The 24,431-nt window shown below is 71.7% G+C and carries 24 protein-coding genes and 2 pseudogenes; 15 read left to right on the forward strand and 11 right to left on the reverse strand.

Annotation, left to right across the window (positions count from 1 at the left end):
• Positions 1–24 precede the first annotated feature (24 nt).
• Positions 25–912, reverse strand: a complete 888-nt coding sequence (locus AB0M83_RS03410; protein WP_364511801.1) for an NADP-dependent oxidoreductase — start codon at positions 910–912, stop codon at positions 25–27.
• Positions 913–971: 59 nt separating this feature from the next.
• Here AB0M83_RS03410 and AB0M83_RS03415 point away from each other — a divergent pair, with 59 nt between their 5' ends.
• The 3 genes and pseudogenes from AB0M83_RS03415 to AB0M83_RS03425 all read left to right on the forward strand — a co-directional run bounded on the left by AB0M83_RS03415 (position 972) and on the right by AB0M83_RS03425 (position 2,530).
• Positions 972–1,433: a GNAT family N-acetyltransferase gene (locus tag AB0M83_RS03415; protein ID WP_364511804.1), complete on the forward strand. Its 462-nt coding sequence runs from the start codon at positions 972–974 to the stop codon at positions 1,431–1,433.
• A gap of 149 nt (positions 1,434–1,582) precedes the next feature.
• A pseudogene (locus tag AB0M83_RS03420) lies at positions 1,583–1,780 on the forward strand (cold shock domain-containing protein); the annotation flags it as partial.
• 30 nt (positions 1,781–1,810) lie between these two features.
• The gene (locus tag AB0M83_RS03425) at positions 1,811–2,530 is read left to right on the forward strand and encodes a cold shock domain-containing protein (RefSeq protein WP_364512355.1); all 720 of its coding nucleotides are present in this window, start codon (positions 1,811–1,813) and stop codon (positions 2,528–2,530) included.
• Positions 2,531–2,876: 346 nt separating this feature from the next.
• On the opposite strand, the pseudogene AB0M83_RS03430 reads toward AB0M83_RS03425, so the two are convergent.
• The 5 genes and pseudogenes from AB0M83_RS03430 to AB0M83_RS03450 form a co-directional block, all read right to left on the reverse strand.
• Positions 2,877–3,139 (reverse strand): annotated as a pseudogene (locus AB0M83_RS03430) (IS5/IS1182 family transposase); the annotation flags it as partial.
• 17 nt (positions 3,140–3,156) lie between these two features.
• Positions 3,157–3,720: a nucleotidyltransferase family protein gene (locus AB0M83_RS03435; protein ID WP_364511807.1), complete on the reverse strand. Its 564-nt coding sequence runs from the start codon at positions 3,718–3,720 to the stop codon at positions 3,157–3,159.
• A gap of 144 nt (positions 3,721–3,864) precedes the next feature.
• Positions 3,865–5,256, reverse strand: coding sequence for a dihydrolipoyl dehydrogenase (gene lpdA, locus AB0M83_RS03440; protein WP_364511810.1), 1,392 nt, complete (start codon positions 5,254–5,256; stop codon positions 3,865–3,867).
• A gap of 49 nt (positions 5,257–5,305) precedes the next feature.
• Positions 5,306–6,067 carry a lysophospholipid acyltransferase family protein gene (locus tag AB0M83_RS03445; protein ID WP_364511813.1) on the reverse strand — a complete coding sequence of 254 codons (762 nt, stop codon included), beginning with the start codon at positions 6,065–6,067 and terminating at the stop codon, positions 5,306–5,308.
• 63 nt (positions 6,068–6,130) lie between these two features.
• Positions 6,131–6,535: a nitroreductase family deazaflavin-dependent oxidoreductase gene (locus AB0M83_RS03450; protein ID WP_364511816.1), complete on the reverse strand. Its 405-nt coding sequence runs from the start codon at positions 6,533–6,535 to the stop codon at positions 6,131–6,133.
• A gap of 229 nt (positions 6,536–6,764) precedes the next feature.
• Here AB0M83_RS03450 and AB0M83_RS03455 point away from each other — a divergent pair, with 229 nt between their 5' ends.
• The 10 genes from AB0M83_RS03455 (at position 6,765) to AB0M83_RS03500 (ending at position 17,302) form a co-directional block, all read left to right on the forward strand.
• Complete coding sequence (locus AB0M83_RS03455; protein ID WP_364511819.1) at positions 6,765–7,805, forward strand: LacI family DNA-binding transcriptional regulator; 1,041 nt, start codon at positions 6,765–6,767, stop codon at positions 7,803–7,805.
• A gap of 91 nt (positions 7,806–7,896) precedes the next feature.
• Complete coding sequence (locus AB0M83_RS03460; RefSeq protein ID WP_364511822.1) at positions 7,897–9,030, forward strand: DUF993 family protein; 1,134 nt, start codon at positions 7,897–7,899, stop codon at positions 9,028–9,030.
• On the forward strand, positions 9,030–9,842 hold the full coding sequence (locus AB0M83_RS03465; RefSeq protein ID WP_364511825.1) for a sugar phosphate isomerase/epimerase family protein: 813 nt from the start codon (positions 9,030–9,032) through the stop codon (positions 9,840–9,842). The genes AB0M83_RS03460 and AB0M83_RS03465 overlap by 1 nt, the downstream gene beginning before the upstream one ends.
• Positions 9,843–9,889: 47 nt before the next feature.
• Positions 9,890–10,549 (forward strand): IclR family transcriptional regulator, encoded by a 660-nt coding sequence (locus tag AB0M83_RS03470; RefSeq protein WP_364511828.1) that lies wholly within the window; start codon positions 9,890–9,892, stop codon positions 10,547–10,549.
• 16 nt (positions 10,550–10,565) lie between these two features.
• Positions 10,566–11,276: a response regulator transcription factor gene (locus tag AB0M83_RS03475; protein WP_364511831.1), complete on the forward strand. Its 711-nt coding sequence runs from the start codon at positions 10,566–10,568 to the stop codon at positions 11,274–11,276.
• A 2-nt stretch (positions 11,277–11,278) separates the two neighbouring features.
• A complete protein-coding gene (locus tag AB0M83_RS03480; RefSeq protein ID WP_364511834.1) occupies positions 11,279–12,580 on the forward strand; it encodes a HAMP domain-containing sensor histidine kinase in 1,302 nt (433 codons plus the stop codon).
• Positions 12,581–12,755: 175 nt separating this feature from the next.
• Positions 12,756–14,147: an amino acid permease gene (locus AB0M83_RS03485; protein ID WP_364511837.1), complete on the forward strand. Its 1,392-nt coding sequence runs from the start codon at positions 12,756–12,758 to the stop codon at positions 14,145–14,147.
• Positions 14,144–14,899, forward strand: coding sequence for a carbon-nitrogen hydrolase family protein (locus tag AB0M83_RS03490; protein ID WP_364511839.1), 756 nt, complete (start codon positions 14,144–14,146; stop codon positions 14,897–14,899). Before AB0M83_RS03485 ends, AB0M83_RS03490 begins: the two co-directional genes overlap by 4 nt.
• Positions 14,896–16,587, forward strand: a complete 1,692-nt coding sequence (locus tag AB0M83_RS03495; RefSeq protein ID WP_364511841.1) for an NAD(P)/FAD-dependent oxidoreductase — start codon at positions 14,896–14,898, stop codon at positions 16,585–16,587. Before AB0M83_RS03490 ends, AB0M83_RS03495 begins: the two co-directional genes overlap by 4 nt.
• 70 nt (positions 16,588–16,657) lie before the next feature.
• The gene (locus tag AB0M83_RS03500; RefSeq protein ID WP_364511843.1) at positions 16,658–17,302 is read left to right on the forward strand and encodes a TetR/AcrR family transcriptional regulator; all 645 of its coding nucleotides are present in this window, start codon (positions 16,658–16,660) and stop codon (positions 17,300–17,302) included.
• Between the two features lie 108 nt (positions 17,303–17,410).
• Here AB0M83_RS03500 and AB0M83_RS03505 read toward each other — a convergent pair whose 3' ends face one another.
• Positions 17,411–18,142 carry a TetR family transcriptional regulator gene (locus AB0M83_RS03505; protein ID WP_364511845.1) on the reverse strand — a complete coding sequence of 244 codons (732 nt, stop codon included), beginning with the start codon at positions 18,140–18,142 and terminating at the stop codon, positions 17,411–17,413.
• Positions 18,143–18,209: 67 nt separating this feature from the next.
• Between AB0M83_RS03505 and AB0M83_RS03510 the strand changes: the two genes are divergently transcribed.
• On the forward strand, positions 18,210–19,076 hold the full coding sequence (locus AB0M83_RS03510) for an alpha/beta hydrolase (protein ID WP_364511847.1): 867 nt from the start codon (positions 18,210–18,212) through the stop codon (positions 19,074–19,076).
• Between the two features lie 478 nt (positions 19,077–19,554).
• Here AB0M83_RS03510 and AB0M83_RS03515 read toward each other — a convergent pair whose 3' ends face one another.
• Complete coding sequence (locus AB0M83_RS03515) at positions 19,555–20,790, reverse strand: helix-turn-helix domain-containing protein (protein ID WP_364511850.1); 1,236 nt, start codon at positions 20,788–20,790, stop codon at positions 19,555–19,557.
• A gap of 110 nt (positions 20,791–20,900) precedes the next feature.
• Here AB0M83_RS03515 and AB0M83_RS03520 point away from each other — a divergent pair, with 110 nt between their 5' ends.
• Positions 20,901–21,743, forward strand: coding sequence for an SGNH/GDSL hydrolase family protein (locus AB0M83_RS03520; RefSeq protein WP_364512358.1), 843 nt, complete (start codon positions 20,901–20,903; stop codon positions 21,741–21,743).
• Here the strand turns inward: AB0M83_RS03520 and AB0M83_RS03525 are convergent.
• Genes AB0M83_RS03525 through AB0M83_RS03535 form a run of 3 tightly spaced genes read right to left on the reverse strand, consistent with a single transcriptional unit; the run spans position 21,733 to position 24,427 of the window.
• Positions 21,733–22,251 (reverse strand): pyridoxamine 5'-phosphate oxidase family protein, encoded by a 519-nt coding sequence (locus AB0M83_RS03525; protein WP_364511853.1) that lies wholly within the window; start codon positions 22,249–22,251, stop codon positions 21,733–21,735. The genes AB0M83_RS03520 and AB0M83_RS03525 overlap by 11 nt on opposite strands.
• A gap of 2 nt (positions 22,252–22,253) precedes the next feature.
• Entirely contained in the window at positions 22,254–23,237 is a 984-nt protein-coding gene (locus AB0M83_RS03530) for an LLM class F420-dependent oxidoreductase (protein WP_364511855.1), read from the reverse strand.
• The gene (locus AB0M83_RS03535) at positions 23,234–24,427 is read right to left on the reverse strand and encodes an acetyl-CoA acetyltransferase (RefSeq protein WP_364511858.1); all 1,194 of its coding nucleotides are present in this window, start codon (positions 24,425–24,427) and stop codon (positions 23,234–23,236) included. Before AB0M83_RS03535 ends, AB0M83_RS03530 begins: the two co-directional genes overlap by 4 nt.
• Positions 24,428–24,431 lie beyond the last annotated feature (4 nt).

Here is a 24,431-nt window from a genome sequence, read left to right on the forward strand (position 1 = left end):
CTACCCGTCCACATACTGGAACACTCAGGGAAACATGAGAACTATTTTTCCCCGGCCGTGCCCGGTCTCGATTTCGCGATGAGCCGCCTCGGCCTCGGTGTACGGGTAGGCGCGCCGGACGTGGAACCGCAAGTCGCCCTTCGCGTAGAGGGCCGCCAGCTCCGCGAGCCGGGCGGCGGAGCGTCCGGACTTCGAGACGAGCACGCCGAGCTCGGCGGCCCGGCCGTGGTCGACGAGAGTGAGGATCCGAGTCCGGTCCGTCACCAGTTCGAGTGACAGATCGAGGGCAACGCCACCGGCACCGTCGAGCACGGCGTCGACCCCCAGTGAGGCGACGCGGTCCTTGAGCCCTTCGCCGTAGACGACGGGGGTGACGCCCAGTTCGCGCAGGTAGTTCTGGTTGGCCTCGCTCGCGGTGCCGATCACATGGGCGCCCCGGAGTTTCGCGAGCTGCACGGCAGCGGTACCGACCGACCCGGCGGCGCCGTGGACGAGCAGCGTCTCGCCTTCCCGGAGCCGCAACGCTTCCAGGGCGATCGAAGCGGTCTGCGTGCCGGCGGTGAACCCGCCGGCGACCTCCCACGGCATTTCCGGCGGCTTCGGCGTGACATCGGTGGCGGGCACGACGATGTATTCGGCGGCTGCCCGCACGGCGGTGAAGCCGAGAACTTCGGTACCAGCCTCGAAATCGCCTTCGTCGACGACGCCGGCGAACTCGTTGCCGGGCACGCGCGGCCAGCTGAGCTCCAGGCCGGGCGGCTCCCACCCGGCCCGCACGGCGGCGTCGTACGGCTGCACACCGGCGGCCTTGACGCGCACCCGCACTTCACCCGGCCCGGCGTGCGGCTCGGGAAGGTCGAGGACTTTGAGGACTTCGGGCCCGCCGAACTCGGTGAACGCTACGGCTTTCATGACGTCAGTCTGAAACTTCGAGTAATCTTGAAGTCAAGGGTTCACCGTAGGCTGGAGGTATGGGGCAGCCCGAAATCCTCGCAGCCACGCCCGCCCAAGCCGGCGAGTTGACCGCACTGATGCACGCTTCATCGGCGTACCAGGGCGACTACGCATCCATCCTCGACGGCTACGAGGTGACTCCCGGGTACATCGAAGGCAACCCGACCTTCGCAGCCATGACCGGCGGCGAGGTCATCGGCTTCTACGCACTGCTCGAAGATCCCCCGGAGCTGGACATCCTGTTCGTAGCGGACTCAGCACAGGGCCTCGGCATCGGAGCGCGCCTGGTCAAGCACATGTTCGAGGAGGCTCGCAAGCGAGGAATAGGCAGCATCCGCGTGGTCTCACACCCGCCGGCGCTGCAGTTCTACCTCCGCATGGGAGCAAGGCGCACGGGCACGATCCCACCGGTCCCGCCGAAGGTCCGCTGGGCCCGGCCAGAGCTCCGCTTCGACGTACCACCGGTCGCCCACAGCTAAGACCTGGTCTCGAAACTCGGCGTGTCGCCAGGTGAACCAACGGCCCGCCCCTGGCTCCGCACCGCCCGCCTGTGGACCCGGCCCGACGGACCGGAGGTCTGTCAGAGAGACTGGGGGCCAGTGCCCGCCCTCTCGACCTGGAGCCTTTAATGCCGCAAGGGACCGTCCGTTGGTTCGACGCCGAACGTGGTTTCGGCTTCCTCGCGCCCGAGGACGGCTCGCCGGACGTGTTCGTGCACGCCTCCGAGATCGTCGGGGACGGCGGCGCGAAAGTGCTCCGCGAGGGTCAAGCCGTCGTGTTCGAGGTCGGCGAGAACGACCGCGGGCCCCAGGCGCTGCACGTTCGCGTCACCGCCGATGCGGCCACCGGCAGCGCCGTGGGCCTGCTCGGCACCATCAACTGGTACGAGCCGGGCAAGGGGTACGGCTTCGCGTCGCCGGACGGCGGCGGCGCCGACATCTTCGTGCACAGCTCCGCCATCGTGACCGGCGGCGTGGTCACCGAGGGGCAGCGGGTGGCCTTCCTGATCGTCGAAGGCGAGCGCGGCCCGCAGGCCGGGCACGTGATCCCGCTGGGAGCAGGGGCCGGCTCACCCGCTGCGGCCGGTATCGCCGACGGCGCCGACGGCACGGTGGCCTGGTACGACGAGGACAAGGGCTTCGGCTTCATCAACCCCGACTCCGGCGCCGGGGACGTCTTCGTTCACGCCCGGGCCCTGGCCGAGGGGCTGACGTGGCTCGCGGAGGGCGACCGCGTCGCCTACGAGGTGGCTAGTGGAGACAAGGGGCCGCAGGCCCGCGACGTGCACCTGGTCCGGGGCGCCGAGCCCCAGACGGCGCCGCAGCGGTCGGCACCTGCCGCGGCCGCAGGGCCGGCGGCGCGGGACGTGCCCGTACGAGGCGGCGAGGGCGTCGTCGCGCGCTACGACGCCGACCGCGGCTTCGGCTTCATCACCCCGGACGCAGGCGGCGACGATCTCTTCGCCCACGCATCCGTGATCATGGGGTCGGAGCCGCTGCAGAAGGGTGACCGGGTCCGGTACGCGGTGCGTCAGAGCGACCGGGGCCCGCAGGCCGACCGCATCGAACGCCTCTGACGAGGCGGCCCCACCGATGGCTGATCACTTCCCGACGAGAGTGCTCGTTCATCCCCGTCGATGGTGCCGTCAGCAACGCGGCTGCAGCCTCCTCCGGGAGATCGATCTCCCTCGTGGTGACGGGGGCCCCGTGCCGACCCGAGGACCTGCTCCGCGCTCAGAAGCTCACCAGTCACCCCCACCCAACGACACAGAGCTACCGATGTATCCCCAACGAGTGAATGGATGCGTTCGACCTGGTCGCAGAGCTCGATCTTCATGAGCCGGCGGACGTTGATCACGGTGCAGGCCAGCGTGAGTAGCGCCAGCGTGGTGCGTTCGTAGCGCAGCCCGAGGCGTTTGAACCGTTTGCCGCCGACAACATGATGTGCAGCGGTAGCCCGTTCGCGTCGCACAGAACGTGGTACTTCAAGCCGGCTTTACCCCGGTCAGTGGGGCTGCGGCCGGTCGGCTCGCCCCCCTTTTCGACCGCACCGACACCGCGTCGATGCAGCCTCTGGTCCAGTCGAGCTCGTCGATGTCGGACAGCTCGTCGAGCACGAGCTGGTGCAGCCGGTCCCGCACGCCGGCGTCCTGCCACTCACGTAACCGCCGCCACGCGGTGTGCCCAAGTTTTGAGACCAGGTCTAAGCCAAGGTCAGTTCCGGCCACTGCCGTTTCCACCGGGCGGCCTTGCGTTCGTAGACCGAACGCGGCGCGAGCACCGGGTTCGGGCGGACGACCAAGGCGAAGAGGTCATCGAGCCCGTGCGGAGCGTAGAAGTGCCAAGAGCCATCACGTTCGAGGCGGACACCGACGCACGAGCAGACGGCCGGGAAGGCATCGATCGCCTCCTCGGTGCTCGCGAAGGCGCGGCAAGGAACACCGAACTTGGCTTCGTACCAGAGGTGCACACGCGCTTCGTTGCGAACTTCGACGTCCACCGGAAGACCCTGACAGGCATCGGCAACGGTCCGGATGACCCGGTCTTCAGCACCCCAGCTCAGGTCTCCACCATCGAAGTAGAAGAGGTCGTAGTCCTTGATGCCGGCAACGGCTTCACGACCGGTGAGAACATTCCACACGGTCTGCACAACACAACCGGCGGTGAGGTACCACTGCGGCAGCCCGAGTTCCCGCGCCACCATGAGCAGGTCAACGAGATTTTTGTTGCACGACAGAACATCCCGCAACCGCACAAGATCCGCCAAGAGGGGCACCGCCCAGACTTCCCCCGCCGCCCCGATACGAAGCCGCAGTACACGGCCGCCGGGCCGGGTCAAGGCACGCTTTCCCGCCTTGACGCGACCCGGCGGCCGTAGTGACAATTCAGGCATCGGGGCGAGGACGCACATTCACATATTGATCATGTGCCCGGCAAGCCCATGCAGAGCTTCCTTCACAGCCTCACCCAAAGTCGGATGAGCATGCACGTTCCGAGAAACCTCATGCACGGTCAAATCCCACTGCTGAGCCAAAGTGAGCTCTGGAAGCAACTCGGTGACATCCGGCCCGATCAAATGTCCCCCGATCAGTTCCCCATACTTGGCATCACTGATCAGCTTGACGAACCCACCGGCGTCCCCCAGGCCCTGAGCCTTCCCGTTGGCGGTGAAGGGGAACTTCGCCACGCGAACGTCGAAACCCTTCTCCCGGGCCTGCTCCTCGGTCCACCCGAAACTGGCGATCTGAGGTTGGCAGTAAGTAGCCCGCGGAATCATCGGGAAGTCGAGCTCCATGGTTTCCGCACCGGCGATGGTCTCGGCGGCCACGACACCCATCGACTCCGACGCGTGCGCCAGCATCAGCTTCGCCGTGACATCACCGATCGCGAAGATGTGCGGGACATTCGTCCGCCCCCGGCCGTCGATGGCGATCGCGCCCCGGTCGGTGAGGGAGACGCCGGTCTTCTCCAGCCCATAGCCCTCGACCCGCGGCTGGAACCCGATGGCCTGCAGAACCTTGTCAGCGGAAAGAACCTGCTTCCCGTCCTTCTCCGAGGACACCGTCACCTGCACCGAAGAACCGGAATCGTCGATCGACTCGACCCGCGTCGACGTCAGCACCTTGATCCCGAGCTTCCGGTACCGCCGGAAGAGCTCCGCCGACACCTCGGCGTCCTCCAGCGGCACCATCCGGTCGAGGAACTCGACGATCGTGACGTCGACGCCGTAGTTGTGCAGCACGTAGGCGAACTCGACGCCGATCGCGCCCGCGCCGGCGATGATGATGCTCGACGGCAGCTCACTCGAGAGGATCTGCTCTTCGTAGGTCACCACGCGCGAGCTGCGCGACGTCCCCGGCAGCAGCCGGGTGGTCGCCCCCGTGGCGATGATGCAGTGGTCGAAGGTCACCTGCGAGCCGTTCACCTCGAGGGTGTGGTCGTCGACGAACGTGCCGTGCCCGTCGATTTCGGTGATCTTGTTCTTCTTCATGAGGAAGTGCACGCCCTTGACGCGCCCGTCGGCGACCTTCCGGCTCCGCTCGTAGGCGGCCGTGTAGTCGACGCGGATCGGGCTGTCGGACGAGATGCCGAACGCCTTCGCCTCCTGCGTCACGACGTGCGCCAGTTCGGCGTTGCGCAGCAGTGCCTTCGACGGGATGCACCCGACGTTCAGGCAGACGCCACCCCAGTACTTCTCCTCGACCACCGCGGCGCTCAGCCCCAGCTGGGACGCGCGGATCGCCGCGACGTAGCCGCCCACTCCGGCCCCCAGCACGACGACATCAAAGTGTTGTGCACTCATACCCCCGAAACTACCCCTTCGGGCAGGTCCGGGCGGGGTGACGCGGCCCTCAGGCGGCCGCCGGGCGCTCCTCGCCGCGGATCGTCTCGAGCAGCGCCGTCACCGCCGCCATGATCCGCGCCGTCGCCTCTTCCAGCACCTCGCGGGTGAGCGGCCGGTCGCGCAGGTCCGAGAGGTCGACCGGCGGTCCCGCCACCAGGTCGACCGTCTTGCGCGGGAGCCCGCGGGGGAACCACGACGTCGACGGCAGCAGGTGGTGGGTGCCCCAGTTGGCCACCGGGATCACCGGCGCGCCGGTCTCCAGGGCCGCGCGCACGATGCCCGTCTTGCCGCGCATCGGCCAGCCGGCCGGGTCCTTCGAGAACGTGCCCTCGGGGAAGACCGCGACGCACTCGCCGGCCCGCACCGAGGCGACCAGGTCGCGGTAGGCCTCGGCCGCCGTCGCCGCGCCGCGGTACACCGGGATGTGGCGGCCCGAGCGCATCACGCGGCCCACCACCGGCAGCTTCCACAGCGACGCCTTCGCCAGGTACCGGGGCACGCGGCCGGCGGCCAGGCAGAACGCCGTCAGCGTCGTCGGGTCGGCGAACGACAGGTGGTTCGACGCCACCAGCACACCCCCGGACCGCGGGATGTGGTGCGAGCCGCGCACCCGGAAGCGGGTCGTCTGGACGAGGAACTGCCAGACCACCTCGATCGCGAAGCTGTACCAGGCGCCCCGGCCGGCGCGGGCGAAGCGCCGGCCGTAGGCGATCATCTGGCGTCGGGTGAGCAGCTCACCCTCGAGGTCCAGGGCGGTCCAGCGGTTCATGAATGTCATTCGTAGCCGACGACCGGCCGGATCGGCTCGCCCTCGCGCCGAACGCGGCGCAGATCACACGCGCTCGAGCACGACCACGGGGATGTCGCGGTCGGTCTTCTTGAGGTACTCGTTGTAGTCCGGCCAGACGGCGGTGAGCTTCTCCCACAGCCTCGCCCGCTCTTCGCCCTCGGCCGTGCGGGCGCGGGCCTTGAACTTCTCGGCCTTGATCTGCACGCCGACCTCGGGCGTCTCGACGAGGTTGAGGTACCACGCGGGGTGCTTCGGCGCGCCGCCGGCGGAGGCGACGACCACCGGGTTGCCGCCGTCCTCCTGGTAGATCAGGGCGAGCTTGCGCTCCTGGCCGGTCTTGCGGCCCTTCGTGGTCAGCAACAGCGTCGGGACGCCTTCCTGCCACTCGTGGCCGACCTCGCCGTCGGTTTCCTCGTAGCGGCGGATGTGCTCGTCACCGAACAGCATGCGTGCGTCCTTTCGCGGTCGGTCGAAAGTGGCGTACTCACCACTCGAGGATCCTCCTTGTTACCAGGACACCCGCCCGCGCCGATCCTCCCGAGTGCTGCCCCCGCGCTTTTCACTCGAACGGGTCAGGTCCCCCAGCCAGCGGCTTCTCCCGGCCCACCCCCCTCCCAGTAGATTGCACCGACCGAGCACGCGGAGACACCCGAGACCGACCTTGGAGGAGCCAGCCATGAAGGCCCGGCCGCACGTGACACTCGAAGATGTGGCACGCAGCGCGAACGTCTCGCTCGCGACGGCGTCGAGGGTGCTCAACGGCACCGCGTCCGTCCGCGCCGACCTGCGGGAGCGGGTTTCCGCCGCCGCGGCCGAGCTGGCCTACGCCCCGAACGCGCACGCGCAGGCGCTCGCCGGCGGCACGCACCGCACGGTCGGCGTGATCTGCCACGACGTCAGCGACCCGTACTTCGCCGCGATCGCCGGCGGGGTGATGCGGGTGGCGACGGACAACGGGCTGCTCGTGATGCTGGCCGGCACCTTCCGCGACCCGGATCGCGAAGTCGCTTACGTCTCGACGCTGCGCGCCCAGCGAGCCGCGGCGATCCTGCTGATCGGCTCGGCGTTCGAGGACCGCGCGTGGGAACGCGCGATGGCGGCGGAGCTGGAGCCCTACCGCCGCGGCGGCGGGCAGGTCGCGGCGGTCAGCCGCCACCGCGGGCTCAAGATCGACACCGTGCAGCCGGACAACAAGGGCGGCGCCGCCGCGCTGGCGGAGGCGCTGGCCGGGCTCGGCCACAAGCGGTTCGCCGTGCTGGCCGGGCCGCGGAAGCTGAGCACGGTCGTCGACCGGCTCGCCGGGTTCACCGACGGGCTCGCCGACCACGGCATCAGCCTGCACGAAGACGACGTCGTCGAGGCCGCCTTCACCCGGGACGGCGGCTACGAAGGGATGAAGCGGCTGCTCGCCGGCCGCAAGCGCAAGCTGCCGACCTGCGTCTTCGCCGTCACCGACGTGATGGCGATCGGCGCGATGACGGCGTTGCGCGAGGAGGGCCTGTCCGTGCCCGGGGACATTTCGCTCGCCGGGTTCGACGACATCCCGGTGGTCCGCGACCTCGCTCCCGCGCTCACCACCGTCCGGCTGCCGCTCGAGGAGCTCGGCGAACGCGCGATGGACCTGGCGATCAAGGGCGCCGGCGGCACCCGGCCGCGGACCGTGCGGCTCTCCGGCGAGGTCGTGCTGCGGGAGAGCACCGCGCGCCCCAAGCGCTGACACCACCCCACTCGGTCGGGCCTTGTCGCACCTCGGCACAGGTCCTACCGTGGAGCGGAGAAAGCGCTTTCTGACTCCCGGAGGTCTTCCGATGCTCCTGCTCCCGGTCCCCGGCGGCGGGCTCGTGCACTGGTCACCGTCCGGGCCGCCGCCGCCCGGGCCACCGGGCGAACCGCCGGCGTCCCGGGTCGCCTACGCCGCCGCGCACGTCGTCGCGGACGCGCTCGCCGACCAACCCGGCGCCGTCGACTGGGACACCACGCTGGCCTTCCGCGAGCACCTGTGGGCGCACGGGCTCGGCGTCGCCGAGGCCATGGACACCGCGCAACGCGGCATGGGCCTCGACTGGGCCACGACGCGGGAGCTGGTCACCCGCACCGGCGCGATCGCCGCCGGCCGGCGGTGGTGCGCCGGCGTCGGCACCGACCAGCTGCCGGCCGGGCCGGCCACTCCGGCGTCCATTGTGGACGCCTGGCGCGAGCAGCTGGACCTGGTCGGCGGCGCGGGCGCGGTGCCCGTCGTCATGGCGAGCCGGGCACTGGCCGCGGCAGCCGAGGGCCCCGGCCACTACCACGCGGCCTACGGAAAGCTGCTGTCCGGGGCGGGCGGCCCAGTCCTGCTGCACTGGCTGGGCGAGCAGTTCGACCCCGCGCTGGCCGGTTACTGGGGCCACCAGGACGTCCGCGCCGCGGCCCGTGAGCTGGCAGCCCTGTGCGCCGAGCACGCGGGCACCATCGCCGGGGTGAAGGTCTCGGTGCTGGACGCCGGCGTCGAAACCGAGTTCCGGCGAGCGTTGCCCGAGGGCGTCGCCTGCTACACCGGCGACGACTTCCACTACCCGGAGCTCATCGCCGGCGACGAGCAGGGCCACAGCGAAGCCCTGCTCGGCATCTTCGACCCGATCGCGCCGGTCGCCGCGGCGGCGCTGCGTCGTCTGGACGACGGCGACCGCGCGGGGTTCCACGCCCTGCTCGACCCGACCGTGCCACTGGCGCGTGAGATCTTCCGCGCCCCGACCCGGCACTACAAGACCGGCGTCGTCTTCCTCGCTTACTTGAACGGCCATCAAGAGCACTTCCGGATGCTCGCCGGGAGCGAGTCCGCGCGCACGATCACCCACCTCGCGACGCTGCTGCGGCTGGCCGACGCGGCCGGCGTGCTGACCGACCCCGAGCTGGCCGTCGCCCGGATGCGGCCCCTGCTGCAGGTCGCGGGGGTGGCGTGATGGATCCGCGGTTCAGCCTCAACCAGATCACCACCAAGACCTGGTCCCTGCCCGAAGCGGTGGCCGGGTGCGCCGCGGCCGGCGTCGGCTGGATCGGGTTGTGGCGCGACAAGGTCGCGGAAACCGGCGTCGGCGAAGCCGCGCGCCTGCTCGAAGAGCACGGTGTCCGGGTTTCTTCGTTGTGCCGCGGTGGGTTCTTCACCGGCGTGACGCCGGAAGGGGCCCCTGTGGACGGTGTGGCGCGGACGCGGGAGGCGATCGACGAAGCCGCCGCGCTGGGCGCCGGCGTCCTCGTGCTGGTCGTGGGCGGGATCGCGGGCAACGACCTCGCCGCGTCCCGGCAGCGGGTCGCGGACGCCGTGGGCGAGCTCGCGCCGTACGCCGGGGAACGCGGGGTCCGGCTCGGCCTCGAGCCGCTGCACCCGATGCAGTGCGCGGACCGGTCCGTGCTGTCCACTGTGGACCAGGCACTGGCGATCGCGGTGGAGCACCCGCCGGAGCAGGTCGGGGTGATCGTCGACGAGTTCCACGTCTGGTGGGACCCGCGGATCGAGGAGTCGATCGCCGCGGCCGCCGGGCGGATCGCCGGGTTCCACGTGTGCGACGTCCTCGTGCCGCTGCCCGATCCGCTGCTGGGCCGCGCGCTGCCGGGCGACGGCCCGGTCGACCACCGCCGGCTGCGCGCCCACGTCGAGGCGGCCGGCTACACCGGCCCGATCGAGGTCGAGGTGTTCAACGCCGCGCTGTGGGCCCGGCCGGGCGCGGAGGTGCTCGCCGAGAGCGTCGCGGCGTTCGAGCGTCACGTGGCCTGACGCGGGCGCCGGTACGCTGGACCCATCAGGCGGACGGGGGTCGCTCGATGGCGGAAGACGACGGAGCGGTCCGGAGCGTGCTGCGCGCCTTCGACCTGCTGGCTTTCTTCACCGAACGCCGCCGGACCTGGGCGGTCAAGGACCTCACCGCCGCGAGCGGTCTCGCGAAGACGACCGTGCTGCGGCTGGTCGCCACCTGCGAACAGCGCGGCCTGCTGTGGACGCGTCCCGACGGGCGGGTCACCGTCGGGCCGGGGATGCTGCGCTGGGCCCAGCTCGCGAACACCGCGTGGCAGCTGCCCGAGCCGGTCCGCCAGGTCCTGCGCGACGTCGCCCGCGAACACGGCGAGACGGTCTCCCTGTACGTCCGCAGCACCGAAGTGCTCGTCTGCGTGGCCCAGGAGGAGGGCTCGCGGGCCATCCGGCACGTCGGGCACGCCGGGGACGAACTGCCGCTCGGGTGCGGGGCCGCCGGGCGGGTGCTGGCCGGCGCCGAGGGCACCGCGGTCAGCCACGGCGAGCCGGAACCGGGCGCGTCGAGCGTCGCCGCACCGGTGTCCGACGCGGACGGGCGGCTGCTGGCCGCGCTGGCCGTCACCGGCCCGACCACGCGCTTCACGGCCGAGGCGGTGGCGAGGCTGAGCGCGGGAGTGACGGACGCCTCACGCCGGATTTCGCGGATCGGTTTCGGTGGGCGGCCGGACTAGAACGTAGGCTCCCGGCATGCCGAACCTGCTGGTGGTGGAAGACGACGCGGCGATCGGCAGCGTGCTCGAATCGACCCTGCGACTGCACGGTCACCAGGTGTGCTGGCGCCGCGACGGCCGCACCGCCCTGCAGGCCGCCGAGACCGGCGACTTCGACCTCGTGCTGCTCGACCTCGGTCTGCCCGACCTCGACGGCGTCGAGGTGTGCCGCCGGCTGCGGGCCGCGCTGCCCGCGTCGGTGCTGGTCATCCTCACCGCGCGGCAGGAGGAGATGGACGTCGTCGTCGGCCTCGACGCCGGCGCCGACGACTACCTCACCAAGCCGATCCGGCTGGGCGAGCTGCTGGCCCGGGTGCGCGCGCACCTGCGCCGCGGCGCGCCGGCCGCGGCCCGGCCCCCGGTGACCGTCGGCGAGCTGACCGTCGACATCGCGGGCCGCCGCGCCACCCTGGGCGGCCGCGAGGTCGTGCTGCGGGCCAAGGAGTTCGACCTGCTGGCGCGGCTGGCCGAGCAGCCCGGGATCGCCGTCAGCCGCGAGACGCTGATGGCCGAGGTCTGGGACGCGCACTGGTACGGCTCGACGAAGACCCTTGACGTGCACATCGCGGCGGTGCGCCGCAAGCTCGCGGCGGCGGCCGGGCCCGGCGCCGAACTGCCCCGGATCGCCACCCTGCGCGGCCACGGGTACCGGCTGGAGGACCCCTCCCGGTCGCTCGCCGAAGGCTGACCGTGCGCCGCCGGATCATCTCCTTGACGGTGCTGGCCGCCCTGGTCGCGACCGTGCTGTTCGCGCTGCCGCTGGGCATCGCGGTGTGGCAGTACCACCACGACGACGCGAAGGTCGACCTGGAGCGGGCCGCCGACGCCACCGCACTCGCCGTGTCGGAAGACCTGAACGCCGGACGGCGGCCGGCCGTGCCCCCGCTTGACGAGGAGGACGGCGAAGCCGAGGTCGGGGTCTACGCCCCGGACGGGCGGCTGCTCGCCGGGCGCGGACCCGCCGTCGGCGGCCCGGTCGAGCGGCAGGCGGCCGAGGCCGCGGAGGACGTCGTCATCGGCCGTGAAGACGACGAAATGGCGCTGGCGGTGCCGGTGGTCAGCGGCTCCCGGGTGACCGGGGTGGTCCGGGCCGCGCTGCCGCTGTCCCAGCTGCGGCTGCGGATCTTGCTGACCTGGCTCGGCATGGCCGGGCTCGCGGTCGCGGCGATCGGGGTGAGCTGGCTGCTGGCCCGGCGGTTCGCCGCGCGGCTGGTCCGGCCCCTGGAGGAGCTGGCCGCGGTGGCCGGGCAGCTCGGCGACGGCGACTTCACCGTCCGCGGCCCGCGCGCCGGGATCGCCGAGATCGACCGGGTCGGCGAGGCGCTGGACGCCACCGCGGCCCGGATCGGCGAGACCCTCGAGCGGGAGCGCGCGTTCTCCGCGGAGGCGTCCCACCAGCTGCGGACCCCGCTGACCGGGTTGCGCCTGCAGCTGGAAGCGGCGCTGGAGACGCCGGGCGCGGACCCGCACGCGGCGATCCGCGCCGGGATCGCGTCCGCCGACCGGCTGGAACGCACCATCGAGGACCTCCTGGCGCTGGGCCGCGAACGCCGGGCACCGCGGGCCGAGCTCGATCTCGACGCCCTTCTGGAGGAGATCCGGCAGGCCGGCGAGGCGCTGCTCGGGCCGCACGGGCGCACGGTGCGGATCGTTCGCCAGGACCCGCCGCCGGCCCGGGTGGCGGCCGCGGCGGTCCGCCAGGTGCTCGGCGTCCTGCTGGACAACGCGGCGACGCACGGGCGGGGCACGGTGACGCTGATCGCCCGCGACGCCGGCGAGGCACTGGCCATCGACGTCGCCGACGAGGGCCCCGACCTGGGCGAGACGGACCCGTTCGCGACGGCGGCGTCCGGGCACGGCATCGGCCTGCGGCTGGCCCGCAGCCTGGCCGAAGCCGAAGGCGGCCGGCTGCGCCTGAGCCGTCCCGACCCGCCGACGTTCACCCTCCTGCTCCCGACCGCCGAACCCCCGAACCCGTCACTTTCCCTATGAAAGTGTTGCGGAGGCGGCCCCTCCGCATCACTTTCATAGGGAAAGTGGCGAGTTGGTACAGACGGAATGATTCGCCATGATCTGTGTGGTCTGTGCAATGAATCACCTGTGATTCATCTGTACGCGCAATGTTCCCCTGTTTTGTGTGCCCGGGGCGGCAGATACCGTCGTCGGCATGAACCTGCGGGCCGCGACGGTGCGGCGGAAACCGGTGGCCGATCTGGTCGCTGAGAGTGATCATGGCACGTTGAAGCGGTCGCTCGGGCTCGGGCAGCTGACCATGCTGAGCATCGGGGCGACGCTGGGCAGCGGCATCTTCGTCGTCCTCGGCGAAGCCGTGCCGGTGGCCGGGCCCGCCGTGGTCGTCTCGTTCGTGCTCGCCGGCGTCACCGCGCTCTTCTCCGCCCTCTCCTACGCCGAACTCGCCGGGATGATCCCGCTGTCCGGTTCGTCCTACTCCTACACCTACGCCACGCTCGGCGAGCTGGTCGCCTGGGTCTGCGGCTGGTGCTTGGTCCTCGAATACGGCGTCTCGGTGGCGTCGGTCGCCGTCGGGTGGGGGCAGTACCTCAACGAACTGCTCCGGCTCGCCTTCGGGTTCGCCATCCCGGACGCGCTGAGCCAGCCGCCCGGCTCCGGCGGGATCGTCAACGTGCCCGCGATCGTCGTCGTGGTGCTCGCGATGCTCCTGCTGCTGTCCGGCGCGAAGGAGAGCGCACGGGCCAACGCGGTCATGGTCGCGGTCAAGATCGCCACGCTCGTGCTGTTCTGCGCGATCGCGTTCACCGCGGTGCAGGCGCGCAACTTCACGCCGTTCCTGCCGCTCGGGCTGGCCGGGATGAGCGCCGGCGCCGCCAAGCTCTTCTTCTCCTACATCGGGTTCGACGCCGCGTCGACCGCCGGCGAGGAGGCGAAGAACCCGCAGCGTGACCTGCCGCGGGCGATCCTGCTCTCGCTCGGCATCGTGACCGTGCTGTACTGCCTGGTCGCGGTGGCCGCCGTCGGCGCGCTGCCGTGGCAGGAGTTCGACGGCCAGGAGGCGGCGCTGTCGCACGTGCTGGGGGTCGTGTCGGGCAACCCGTTCTGGGCCGGCCTGCTCGCCGTCGGCGCGCTCGTGGCCATCTCCAGCGTCGTGCTGACCGTCCTCTACGGACAGACGCGCATCCTGTTCGCGATGTCCCGCGACGGCCTGGTGCCGCCGTCGCTGTCCAAAGTGGATCCGAAGTCGGGCTCGCCGCGGAGCAACACCCTGGTGGTTTCGGCCTTCGTCGCCGTCCTGGCCGCGTTCATCCCGCTGGGCAAGCTCGCCGACGCCACCAGCATCGGGACGCTCTTCGCGTTCCTGCTGGTCAACATCGCCGTCCTGCTGCTGCGGCGGCGCCAGCCCGACCGGCCGCGCTCGTTCCGCGTGCCGCTCTCCCCGGTCACACCGCTGCTCGGCGTGCTGTGCTGCGGCTACATGATGATCAGCCTCGACGGCGCCACCTGGGTGGTCTTCGGCGCCTGGATGGCACTCGGCCTGCTGATCTACTTCGGCTACGGCATCCGGCGGTCGAGGCTCGCATGAGGGTCGCGATCCACCAGGGCCCGTTCGACGCGCTGCCCGCCGCGGTCGAAGCGGCCGGCGCTGACCTCGTCGTCACGGCCGAGATGAGCACCACCGGCTACCACATCGGCGCCCGGACGCACGAGCTGGCCGAACCGGCCGACGGCCCGACCGCGGCCAGGATGTCCGCGCTGGCGCGGAAAACCGGCGTCGCGCTCGCGTACGGCTACCCGGAGGCCGACGGCGGGAACGTCCACAACAGCGTCCAGCTCGTCGACGCGACCGGGCGGCGGCTGGCGAACTACCGCAAGACGCACCTGTTCGGCGACCTCGACAAAGCGTGGTTCACCCCGGGCGACGAGCCGGTGGTGCAGGCCGACGTCGGCGGCGTCCGCGTCGGGCTGCTGATCTGCTACGACGTCGAGTTCCCCGAGCTGGTGCGGGCGCACGCACTGGCCGGCACGGAACTGCTGGTCGTGCCGACGGCGCTGATGACCCCGTACGAACTGGTCGCCGACGCGCTGGTGCCGGCGCGGGCCTACGAAAGCCAGCTGTTCGTCGTCTACGCCAACCGTTGTGACGTCGAACAGGAGCTGACCTACTGCGGACGCTCCTGTGTGGTCGCCCCGACCGGCGAGGTACTGGCCCGCGCCGGGGCGGATCCCGCGCTGATCACCGCCGAAGTCACCCGCGACGCGCTCGCCGCGTCACGCCTGGAGAACACCCACTTGGCCGACCGGCGGCCCGAACTGTACCGAGGAACCACCGCATGACCTCCGCTGTCCCGACCGCGATCCACCACGACGAGCCGGCGGGCCGCCCGATCACGATGTTCGGCCCCGACTTCCCGTTCGCCTACGACGACTACCTCGCCCACCCCGCCGGGCTGGGCTCGGTGCCCGCCCACCGGCACGGCACCGAGATCGCGGTGATCGGCGGCGGCCTGTCCGGCATCGTCACCGCGTACGAGCTGATGAAACTCGGCCTGCGGCCGGTGGTCCACGAGATCGCCGAGATCGGCGGCCGGCTGCGCACCGTGCGGTTCCCCGGCTGCCCGGACGACGTCGTCGCCGAGATGGGCGCCATGCGCTTCCCGCCCGCGTCGACCGCGCTGTTCCACTACATCGACAAGGTCGGGCTCGAGACGACGCCGTTCCCGAACCCGCTCGCCCCGGAGACGCCGAGCACCGTCGTCGACCTCAAAGGACAGAGCCACTACGCGCGGACACCGGCCGACCTGCCCGCGGTGTTCGCCGACGTCGCCGCCGCTTGGGACCGGACCTTGGCCGAGCACGCGTCGTTCGCCGAGATGCAGACGGCGATCCGCGACCGCGACGCGAAGACGATCAAGCGGCTGTGGAACGAGCTCGTCCCGAAGCTGGACAACCAGACGTTCTACGGTTTTCTCTGCGACTCCCCCGCGTTCGCCTCCTTCCGCCACCGCGAGATCTTCGGGCAGGTCGGCTTCGGCACCGGTGGCTGGGACACCGACTTCCCCAACTCGATCCTGGAAATCCTGCGCGTCGTCTACACCGGCGCCGACGACGAGCACCGCAGCATCACCGGGGGCAGCCGGCAGCTCCCCTTGCGGCTGTGGGACCACGCGCCTTCGGAAATCGCTTACTGGCCCGCGGGAACGTCGCTGGCTTCCCTGCACGAAGGCGGGCCGCGGCCGGGCGTCACGCGGCTGCACCGGACGGCGCCGAACAACATCACGGTGACCGACGCGTCCGGGCACATCCGGACGTACCCGGCGGCCGTGTTCACCGCGCAGAGCTGGATGCTGCTGTCCAAGATCGAATGCGACGAAGCGCTGTTCCCGATCGACCACTGGACGGCGATCGAGCGCACGCACTACATGGAGTCGTCGAAGGTGTTCGTGCCGGTCGACCGGCCGTTCTGGCTCGACCGCGACCCGGCGACCGGCCGCGACACGATGAGCATGACGCTGACCGACCGAATGCCCCGCGGCACCTACCTGCTCGGCGACGACCCCTCGAAACCCGCCGTGATCTGCCTGTCCTACACGTGGGCGGACGACTCGCTGAAGTGGCTGCCACTTTCGGTGTCCGAACGCGTCGAGGTGATGCTCGGTTCGCTGCGCGAGATCTACCCCGGCATCGACGTCCGGCGGCACATCATCGGCGACCCGGTGACCGTGTCGTGGGAAGCGGAGCCGCACTTCATGGGCGCGTTCAAGGCGAACCTGCCCGGGCACTACCGCTACCAGCACCGGCTGTTCACGCACTTCATGCAGGACGAGCTAGCGGAGCGTCACCGCGGCCTGTTCCTGGCGGGTGACGACGTGTCGTGGACGGCAGGCTGGGCCGAGGGCGCGGTGCAGACGGCGCTCAACGCGGTTTGGGGCGTGCTGCACCACTTCGGCGGCGAGACGCACCCCGCGAACCCGGGCCCCGGCGACTGTTTCGCGGACCTCGCCCCGATCACGCTGCCGGACTGAGCGTGCCCCGATCGTGCCACCGCGGGAGACTGAGCTGCCCGGCACCACCGGCCGTGCGACGATGGGGACCATGAACACCGAGCCGGCGCCGAGATGGCGAAGACTGGAACCGGACGAACGGAAGGAACAGATCTACGCCTGCGCGGCGCGGCTGTTCGGTGAACGCCCCTACTCCGAAGTGTCCACTTCGGACATCGCCGCGGCGGCCGGTGTCGCGCGGGGGTTGATCAACCACTACTTCGGCACGAAACGCGAGCTGTACCTGGAAATCATCCGCCGGGCGCTGACTGTGCCACGCCTCGCCGTCGAAATCCTGCCGGACGGGCCGCTCGAACTGCGGGCCGACGTCGCCATCGAGTGGTTCCTCGACATGGTCACCAGCCAGGAGCGGATGTGGCTGGCCGCGATCGCGCCGGAGGGCATCGGGCGCGACCTCGAGGTGGAGCGCATCCTCGAAGAGGCCGACCGGGAGTCCGCCGACCGCGTGCTCGAAGCCGTCGGGCTCTCCAGCGAAAGCGAGCACGGCCCCGAACTCAACGCGCTCGTGCGGGCGTTCGGCGGGATGGTGAAGTCCGCCGGCCGGGAATGGCTCGTGCGCGGTTCCCTGACCCGCGCCCAGGTGCACCTGCTGCTGTCCAAGTCGCTCGTCACGCTGGTCGGCGAGATCTTCCCGGCGATCCAGGCGGAACCGCCGGACCCGGACGCCCGCGGGTAGACCGAAGCCCCCGGCGCCACGAGGGGGAGGAGGGCGCCAGGGGCTCCGGGTCAGCGGACGAACCGCCGACGCACGCTCACGGTACGCCGGAGCGCTGTCAAGTCGCTGTCAACCTTCGCCGTCCGATTCGCGAAGTTCTTCGAGCCGGTGGGCGAGCCCGTCGAGGCACCTTCGGACCGCGTAGTCGTACAACTGCGCGTAGTACCCGGAGGCGAGGTCGGGATCGCCCATCAGGTCGTGCATCGCCGCACCGAGCTCGGCCATCCCCGGCAGGTCGGTCCGCTCACGGTACTTCGCGTACTCCTCGGTGTTGTCGATCCGCAGCGCGAGCGCGCCTTCGCGGTCGTCCTCCATGGCGACGAACTGGCACGCCGTCATCACCAGCAGGTTGTAGGCCAGCACGCTTTCGCGGCCGAAACCGGCCCTCAGGAGCACGCCGACGCCCGCGTCGATGCTGCGTGTGGCCGCTTGGACCGACGGGCCGAACAACGCGAGCCGCCGCGCGCAGCCCGGGTAGGCCCGCAGCACCGCGCGCAGGCCGGCCAGCAGGTCGGTGAACCAGTCCTGCCACGGCAGGTGCGGCTCGGGCAGCTCCAGCAGGCCGACCACCCGGTCGACGACGGCGTTCACCACCGCGTCCCGGTCACCGACGTGGTGGTAGATCACCGCCGGATAGGCCTCGACGGCGCGGGCGAGCTCCCGCAGCGTCCAGTTGTCGAGGCCGCGTTCGCCGGTCAGGATCGTCGCCGCGCCGATGATGCGGTCGGCCGTGAGCGCCGGCAGTCCCGCCGCGGCTCGCGACCGGGGGCGCTGTCCGGTACCCGAGGATGAGGTCGGCATGGGGCGTAACGGTAACCGCACGGGTACGACCGGTGCCAGCTCCGCACGGGTACGGCAGGATCGGGGTATGCCACGCGCACAGGCCAACGGTCTCGAGCTCGAGTACGACACCTTCGGCGATCCGGGCGATCCGCCGCTGGTCCTGGTGATGGGCCTCGGTGCCCAGATGATCACCTGGGAGGACGGTTTCTGCGAGCTGCTCGCCGGCCGCGGGTTCTTCGTCGTGCGCTACGACAACCGGGACGTCGGGCTTTCCACCTGGCTCGACGACCTTCCCGCGCCGGACCTGGCCGCGCTGGCCGGCGGCGACCTGACGACGGCGCCGTACCGCCTTTCGGACCTGGCCGACGACGCCGTCGGGCTGTTCGACGCGCTCGGCATCGCGCGGGCGCACGTCGTCGGCGCGTCGATGGGCGGGATGATCGTGCAGCAGCTGGCCATCGACCACCCGGAGCGGCTGCTGTCGCTCACGTCGATCATGTCGACCACCGGCGACCCGGCGGTCGGGCGGGCCGAGCCGTGGGCGCTGGCGTTGCTGACGCGGCCGCCGGCGACGACCCGCGAGCAGGCCCTCGCCGACAGCGTCGACGGCTACCGGAAGCTCGGGTCGCCCGGCTACCCCGACGACGAGGCGTTCCTGCTGGCCAAGGCGGCGTTGCACTACGACCGCGCCCGCCACCCGGTGGGCACGCTCCGCCAGGCGGCGGCGGTGGTGGCGTCCGGCGACCGGACGGCGGGGCTGCGTTCGGTGCGGCTGCCGGCGCTGGTCGTGCACGGCGACGCCGACCCGCTGATCGACGTCAGCGGCGGCAAGGCGACGGCGGAGGCGATCCCGGACGCAGAGCTGCTGGTGATCCCGGGCATGGGCCACAACCTGCCGCGCGCGGTGTGGCCCACGCTGGTGGAAGCGATCGAGCGCGTGACGGCCCGGTAACCCGCTCACCCCGGCTGCCTCGCCCCGGCTCGGCTCGGCCTTCCAGCCGTGTCGGCTCCCCAATCACGCGAGTTCGCTCCCCAATCACGCGAGTTCCGCCTTCAATCACGCGAATCCCGCGCCCGGTCACACGAACCGACCCTCCAGGTACGCGAGTCGACCGTCTGGGTACGCGAGTTCGCCGTTCCGGTACGCCGAACTCGGGTGAGCGGGCCCGTAACTCGCGTGATCAGGGACGTAACTCGCGTGATTGGGCACGTATCTCACGTGATTGGAGAGGCATCTCGCGTGATTGGGAGGGCATCTCATGTGATTGGAGGGTCGGCTCGCGTACTTGGAGAGTCGGCTTGCGTGACTGGAGGGTCGGCTCGCGTACCTGGAGGGTCGGCTCGCGTACCTGGAGGGTCGGCTCGCGTGACTGGAGGGTCGGCTCGCGTGACTGGAGGGTCGGCTTGCGTGACTGGGGGGTCGACACGGGTCAGCTGGGTGGGGTGGCGCGGCGGGCCGCCAGGGCCGCGATGATGCGCGGGAGGCCGGCCGGGTGGAGGGGGTCGATGCCGGTCAGGTCGCGGACCCGGCGGAGGCGATAGTCGACCGTGTTGGGGTGGACGTGCAGGCGCGCCGCCGTGCGGCGGCGGTTCGTGTCCAGCTCGAGGTACGCCGACAGCGTCTCGACCAGCTCCGGGTGCGCGTCCAGCGGGGCGAGCGCCGCCGCGAGCCGGTCGCGGGCCTCGCCCGGGCGGGTCAGCTGGTACTCCACCAGGACGTCGTCGAGGCGGTACAACCCCGGCGGACGCCCGAACCAGCGCAGCACCTCCAGCACCTCACCCGTCCGCGCCGCCACGAGCCGGACCTCCGGCGGCGTCGCCGTGTCGGCCGCCGCCAGCACGTCCACCCCCGCCGCGCGCCCGGCCGTGTCCAGCAGCGCACCCCACTCCGAGACGGCCGACAGCCGTCCGGTCAGCGGCAGCAGCACCAGCCCGCCGGGACCGTCCAGGGACGCGAGAACGCCGTCGCCGCAGGACTGTTCGAACGCCGCCAGGAACCGCCGCAGCTTCCGGCGGATCGCGATGTCCGCGTCGACGCCCGGGGACGCCTCGTCGGCGTGCGGCCCCAGCTCGACGCTCAGCACCAGGTACCGCGCCGGCAGCGTGATCCCGGCGCTGCGGGCGACGACGTCGACCGGGCCGCCGTCGGCCAGCACCGAAAGCAGCGTGCGACGCGCGGTGTGCTCCTGCCCGACCTTCGTGCGCAGCTCCTCCAAGTACTCCCGCGTGACGGCGCCGGTGATGGTGCCGACGAACGCGAGCACGCGGTCCGCGACGTCGAGCAGGTCGGCGACGTCCGCGCTGCCCGCCTCGGCCGAGCCGACGGCGAAGATCTCCCGCGCCCCGACGTGGTACGCGGTCAGCACGGCCTCCAGCGGGAAACCTTCCTCGGCGCGCCGCACCGCGGACGCGCCGATCTGCCGCAGCTCGGCGTCGTTGAGCTGCCGGTCTTCACGCAGGCTCCGCGCGAACGCGCGCACGGCCTGCTGCGTGATCCGCACGATGTCGCCGGCGAGCTCTTCCACCGGCAGCCGCCGGTAGTCCGCGACGTCGGCCTGGATGCGCGTCAGCACCCGCGCGATCAGCTCCGGCTCTTCCCGGGTGAGCCGTTCGTGGACGCGCTGGCCGCCGAGGGCCAGGTCCCCGCCGGCCTTGTGCTCCGTCACAACCGATCCCCTTGTTCTCTGCCCGGATTCCCAGTCAATCCCGGCACCCTCGGTGCCGATGGTGTCACGGAGACCAACCATCGGCACAACGTCAGGAGGACGGCGTGCGAGTGAGGACAACGGCGTTCATCACGATCTTGGTCGCGGCACTGGCGACGACGGCGGGTACGGCGGAAGCGAGCACCGCCGGGGAGTACGTGGCGCTCGGGGACTCGGCCGCGGCCGGCCCGCTGATCCTGCCCCCGGACCTCTCGTCCCCGGGCTGCCTGCGGTCCCTGGCCGACTACCCGCACGTCGCCGCGAAGCAGCTCGGCGTCCCGCTCGAGGACGTCACCTGCTCCGGCGCGACGACGGCGGACATGTACGCGCCGCAGTCGACGGAGACCGGGCCGGTCCCGCCGCAGGTGGACGCGCTCGGCGCGGCCACGAAGACGGTCACGCTGACCATCGGCGGCAACGACGTCGGCCTGGTCGGCGCCGCGACCAGCTGCATCAACCTGCTCCCCGGCCTCAACCCGGACTGCGTGGACCGCTACACCGCCGGCGGGCACGACCAGCTGGCCGAGAGGATCGCCGCGTTCGAACCGACGTGGGGCGCGCTGCTGGACGCGATCCACGCGCACGCGCCGAACGCGGACGTCTTCGTCGCCGGCTACGGCACCTACCTGCCGCGCAACGGGTGCTGGCCGGTCGCGCCGCTCACCCCGCGCGACGCGAACTACATCCAGGGCAGCATCGACAAGACGAACGCCGCCCTCGCCCGGCAGGCCGCCGCGCACGACGCGCGGTACGTCGACGTCCGGACGGCGTCGATCGGGCACGACGTCTGCAAGCTGCCCGGCGTCAAGTGGTTCGAGAGCGTGATCCCGACGGCGGTCGCGGCCCCGCTGCACCCCAACGCCACGGGCATGCGGCACATCGGCGCGCTCGTCGCGGCGGCGATCAGCGGGTGAAGTCCCAGCGGCTCGCGCCGTACGGCTCGGCACAGGCGACGCCGATCGCCCGGGTGGGCACGAGCCGGTACAGGAGCCACGGCGCGGGCCCGGCGCTCGGCGCCATGAACGGCGCCGTGTACCCGCCGCCGGTCACCGTCGCGGGCCAGCCGCCCTCGCGGTAGACGGCCGCGACCCGCTCGAGGGTGGCGGGATCGGCGACGTGCTCGGCCTCGCCCTCCAGGGTCAGGTCGAGGCCGTTCAGGCGCACCGAGACGGTGCACGCCGGGTTCGCCGCCAGGTTGCGGGCCCGGCGGGTGCCCGGCCCGCTGACGAAGTAGAGGGCGTCGTCCACCCAGATCGCGCCGACGCCGGCGGCGTGCGGCCGGCCGTCGGGGCGGACGGTCCCGACGAAGAACGTCAGGTCCTCCTTGGGGGTCTGGGTCGCGAGGAGATCGCGCGCCCTGCTCCACGGCAGCGCCGCGGACCCGTTCCGGTCGAGGTTCTTGGTGTTCGTCGGCTCGCTCATGCTTACGCGTCGAACGGGACGACGGCGGATCGACACGCGACGAGAGTTTTCGCGCCGCCGGGATCGTCGTCGCTGGTCGCGGGCACGATCGCCAGCTCGTCGATCCCGGCCTCCGCGTACTTCCGCGCCTTCGCGGCGACGTCCTCGCGCGAGCCCAGCAGACCCACTGTCGCGATCGCCTCGACCGGCACCGCGGCCAGCAGCTCACGCGGGTGCGGACGGGTGCGCGCGAAGTCCACCAGATCGCCGAACCCGGCCTCGCGGAACATTTCGCCGTACCCGGGCGCCGCCAGGTAACCGACGACACCGCGGCGCAGCTGCTCGATCTCCGCGGGACCGGGATCCACCGCGGCGACCACCCACGCGGCGACCGGCGGTGGCGTAGTGCCGGCTCGCGAAGCGGCCGCACGGAGACCACGCACCAGATCTCCGGCCGCGGCCGGGCTGACGAGGTTCACCACCATCCGGTCGGCGTACCGCGCGGCGACGTCGAGCGCACGCGGGCCGAACGCCGCGATCGTCAGCGGCGACTTCGGCGCTGCCAGCCGCAACCGGTAACCCTGCGAACCCACCACGGATCCGTCCACAGTGGACTTCTCGCCGGAGACCAGCTGCCGGACGGCGATCGCGGACTCCGCCAACGCGGTCGCCGCGCGCGAACGGGACCGGCCGTGCCAGCCGCGCACCACGACGTCGCTGGACGTGCCGAGCGCGACGCCGGTGGTCCGGCCGGTCAGCGCCGCCACCGACGCGACGCCCATCGCGATCGTCGCCGGGTCCCGCACGGTCACCGCCAGCGGCCCGAAGGTCAGCGAAAGAGACGTCGTCGCCGCACCGATCGCGGTCCCCAGAGCGAACGCGTCCCACGTCGCCATCTCGCCGATCCACAGCTCCGGGTACCCGGCGGCCTCGGCGGCGCGCGCGGTTTCGAGGGCCTCCTCCGGCGGGCGGTCCTGCCAGAGCCCCAGCGACACCGAAAGCCTCATGCGGACGCCTGCACGATCATGGTCACCACCGTAGTGAACGAGCCGCCGACGTTGAGCGTCAACGCCGTCCGCGCGCCTTCGACCTGCGTCTCGCCCGCGGCGCCACTCACCTGCCTGGCCGCGTCGCGCAGCATCCGGACGCCGGTCGCGCCGACCGGGTGACCGAGCCCGATCAGGCCGCCACCGGGGTTGATCCCGGCCGTGTCGAGGCCGCCGTCGGCGATGAACCTGCCCCCGCCCCCGGGTGGCGCGGCGCCAAGGTGCTCCAGCGCGACCAGCCCGGTGATCGTGAAGCAGTCGTGCAGTTCGACGACGTCGAGCGCGTCCGGCCCGGCCACGCCCGCGCGCTCGTAGGCGTCGACGACCGCACCGCGCAGGTGCGGGAACAGGTACTCACCCCCTGCGGAAAGCTTCTCCGCGAGGCCGATGTGCGCGGTGCGGTGCCCGAAACCCGCGATGCGCGGGAAGCCGCCGCCGAGCCGCTCGGCGAACGCGGGCGAGGCCAGCAGGACAGCCGCGGCGCCGTCGGTGATCCGGCCGCAGTCCTGCTTGCGCAGGCGTCCTTCGATCGGCGGGTTCAGCTCGTCGTCGGGCCCGAACGCGCCGGCCGGGAAGCGCCAGTCGCGGGCCTGGGCGAGCGGATTCCGTGTCGCGCGGTCGAAAGCGTGCGAAGCGAACTGCCCGAGGTGCTCGGGGTCGAGTCCGTGCCGCTCGTCGTACGCGGCAGCGACGTCGGCGAAGAGCGCGGGCCACGGGAACTTCGCGGCGAGGGCTTCGTGCCCGGCCCACGCGGCGGATCCGAGGTGTTCGGCGGCCCGCTGCCCGTCGACGGTGCGCATCAGCTCGACCCCGACGACGAGCGCCAGGTCGTAGCGGCCGGCCTCGATGTCCGCGCACGCGGCGAGGACGGCGGTGCTACCGGACGCGCAGGCGGCCTCGTGCCGGGTCGACGGCACGCCGTCCAGCTCCGGGACGGCGGCCACGAGCAGCCCGCCGAGCTGGGCCTGGCCGGTGAACAGCTCCGCCGCGAGGTTGCCGACGTGCGCGACCTCGACGTCTTCGGCCGCAACACCGGCGTCCGCGAGGGCAGCGGGGACGACCTCGGCGAACAGCTCGAGGATCCCGCGCCCCTCCTTCGCGTAGTTGCGCGCGAAGTCGGTCTGCGCCCCGCCCAGCACGAACACGCTCATGGCC

The sequence above is a fragment of the Amycolatopsis sp. NPDC051106 genome (assembly GCF_040682775.1).
Taxonomy (GTDB): Bacteria; Actinomycetota; Actinomycetes; order Mycobacteriales; family Pseudonocardiaceae; genus Amycolatopsis.

What these genes read in the sequence shown, in the direction of transcription:
- lpdA (WP_364511810.1), bottom strand. Translation starts at nt 5,256, where the DNA reads ATGAGTGCACAACACTTTGATGTCGTCGTGCTGGGGGCCGGAGTGGGC.
- AB0M83_RS03470 (WP_364511828.1), top strand. Translation starts at nt 9,890, where the DNA reads ATGGCGGAAGACGACGGAGCGGTCCGGAGCGTGCTGCGCGCCTTCGAC.
- AB0M83_RS03455 (WP_364511819.1), top strand. Translation starts at nt 6,765, where the DNA reads ATGAAGGCCCGGCCGCACGTGACACTCGAAGATGTGGCACGCAGCGCG.
- AB0M83_RS03485 (WP_364511837.1), top strand. Translation starts at nt 12,756, where the DNA reads ATGAACCTGCGGGCCGCGACGGTGCGGCGGAAACCGGTGGCCGATCTG.
- AB0M83_RS03465 (WP_364511825.1), top strand. Translation starts at nt 9,030, where the DNA reads ATGGATCCGCGGTTCAGCCTCAACCAGATCACCACCAAGACCTGGTCC.
- AB0M83_RS03445 (WP_364511813.1), bottom strand. Translation starts at nt 6,067, where the DNA reads ATGAACCGCTGGACCGCCCTGGACCTCGAGGGTGAGCTGCTCACCCGA.
- AB0M83_RS03530 (WP_364511855.1), bottom strand. Translation starts at nt 23,237, where the DNA reads ATGAGGCTTTCGGTGTCGCTGGGGCTCTGGCAGGACCGCCCGCCGGAG.
- AB0M83_RS03510 (WP_364511847.1), top strand. Translation starts at nt 18,210, where the DNA reads ATGCCACGCGCACAGGCCAACGGTCTCGAGCTCGAGTACGACACCTTC.
- AB0M83_RS03475 (WP_364511831.1), top strand. Translation starts at nt 10,566, where the DNA reads ATGCCGAACCTGCTGGTGGTGGAAGACGACGCGGCGATCGGCAGCGTG.
- AB0M83_RS03525 (WP_364511853.1), bottom strand. Translation starts at nt 22,251, where the DNA reads ATGAGCGAGCCGACGAACACCAAGAACCTCGACCGGAACGGGTCCGCG.
- AB0M83_RS03500 (WP_364511843.1), top strand. Translation starts at nt 16,658, where the DNA reads ATGAACACCGAGCCGGCGCCGAGATGGCGAAGACTGGAACCGGACGAA.
- AB0M83_RS03410 (WP_364511801.1), bottom strand. Translation starts at nt 912, where the DNA reads ATGAAAGCCGTAGCGTTCACCGAGTTCGGCGGGCCCGAAGTCCTCAAA.
- AB0M83_RS03495 (WP_364511841.1), top strand. Translation starts at nt 14,896, where the DNA reads ATGACCTCCGCTGTCCCGACCGCGATCCACCACGACGAGCCGGCGGGC.
- AB0M83_RS03535 (WP_364511858.1), bottom strand. Translation starts at nt 24,427, where the DNA reads ATGAGCGTGTTCGTGCTGGGCGGGGCGCAGACCGACTTCGCGCGCAAC.
- AB0M83_RS03505 (WP_364511845.1), bottom strand. Translation starts at nt 18,142, where the DNA reads ATGCCGACCTCATCCTCGGGTACCGGACAGCGCCCCCGGTCGCGAGCC.
- AB0M83_RS03490 (WP_364511839.1), top strand. Translation starts at nt 14,144, where the DNA reads ATGAGGGTCGCGATCCACCAGGGCCCGTTCGACGCGCTGCCCGCCGCG.
- AB0M83_RS03450 (WP_364511816.1), bottom strand. Translation starts at nt 6,535, where the DNA reads ATGCTGTTCGGTGACGAGCACATCCGCCGCTACGAGGAAACCGACGGC.
- AB0M83_RS03460 (WP_364511822.1), top strand. Translation starts at nt 7,897, where the DNA reads ATGCTCCTGCTCCCGGTCCCCGGCGGCGGGCTCGTGCACTGGTCACCG.
- AB0M83_RS03415 (WP_364511804.1), top strand. Translation starts at nt 972, where the DNA reads ATGGGGCAGCCCGAAATCCTCGCAGCCACGCCCGCCCAAGCCGGCGAG.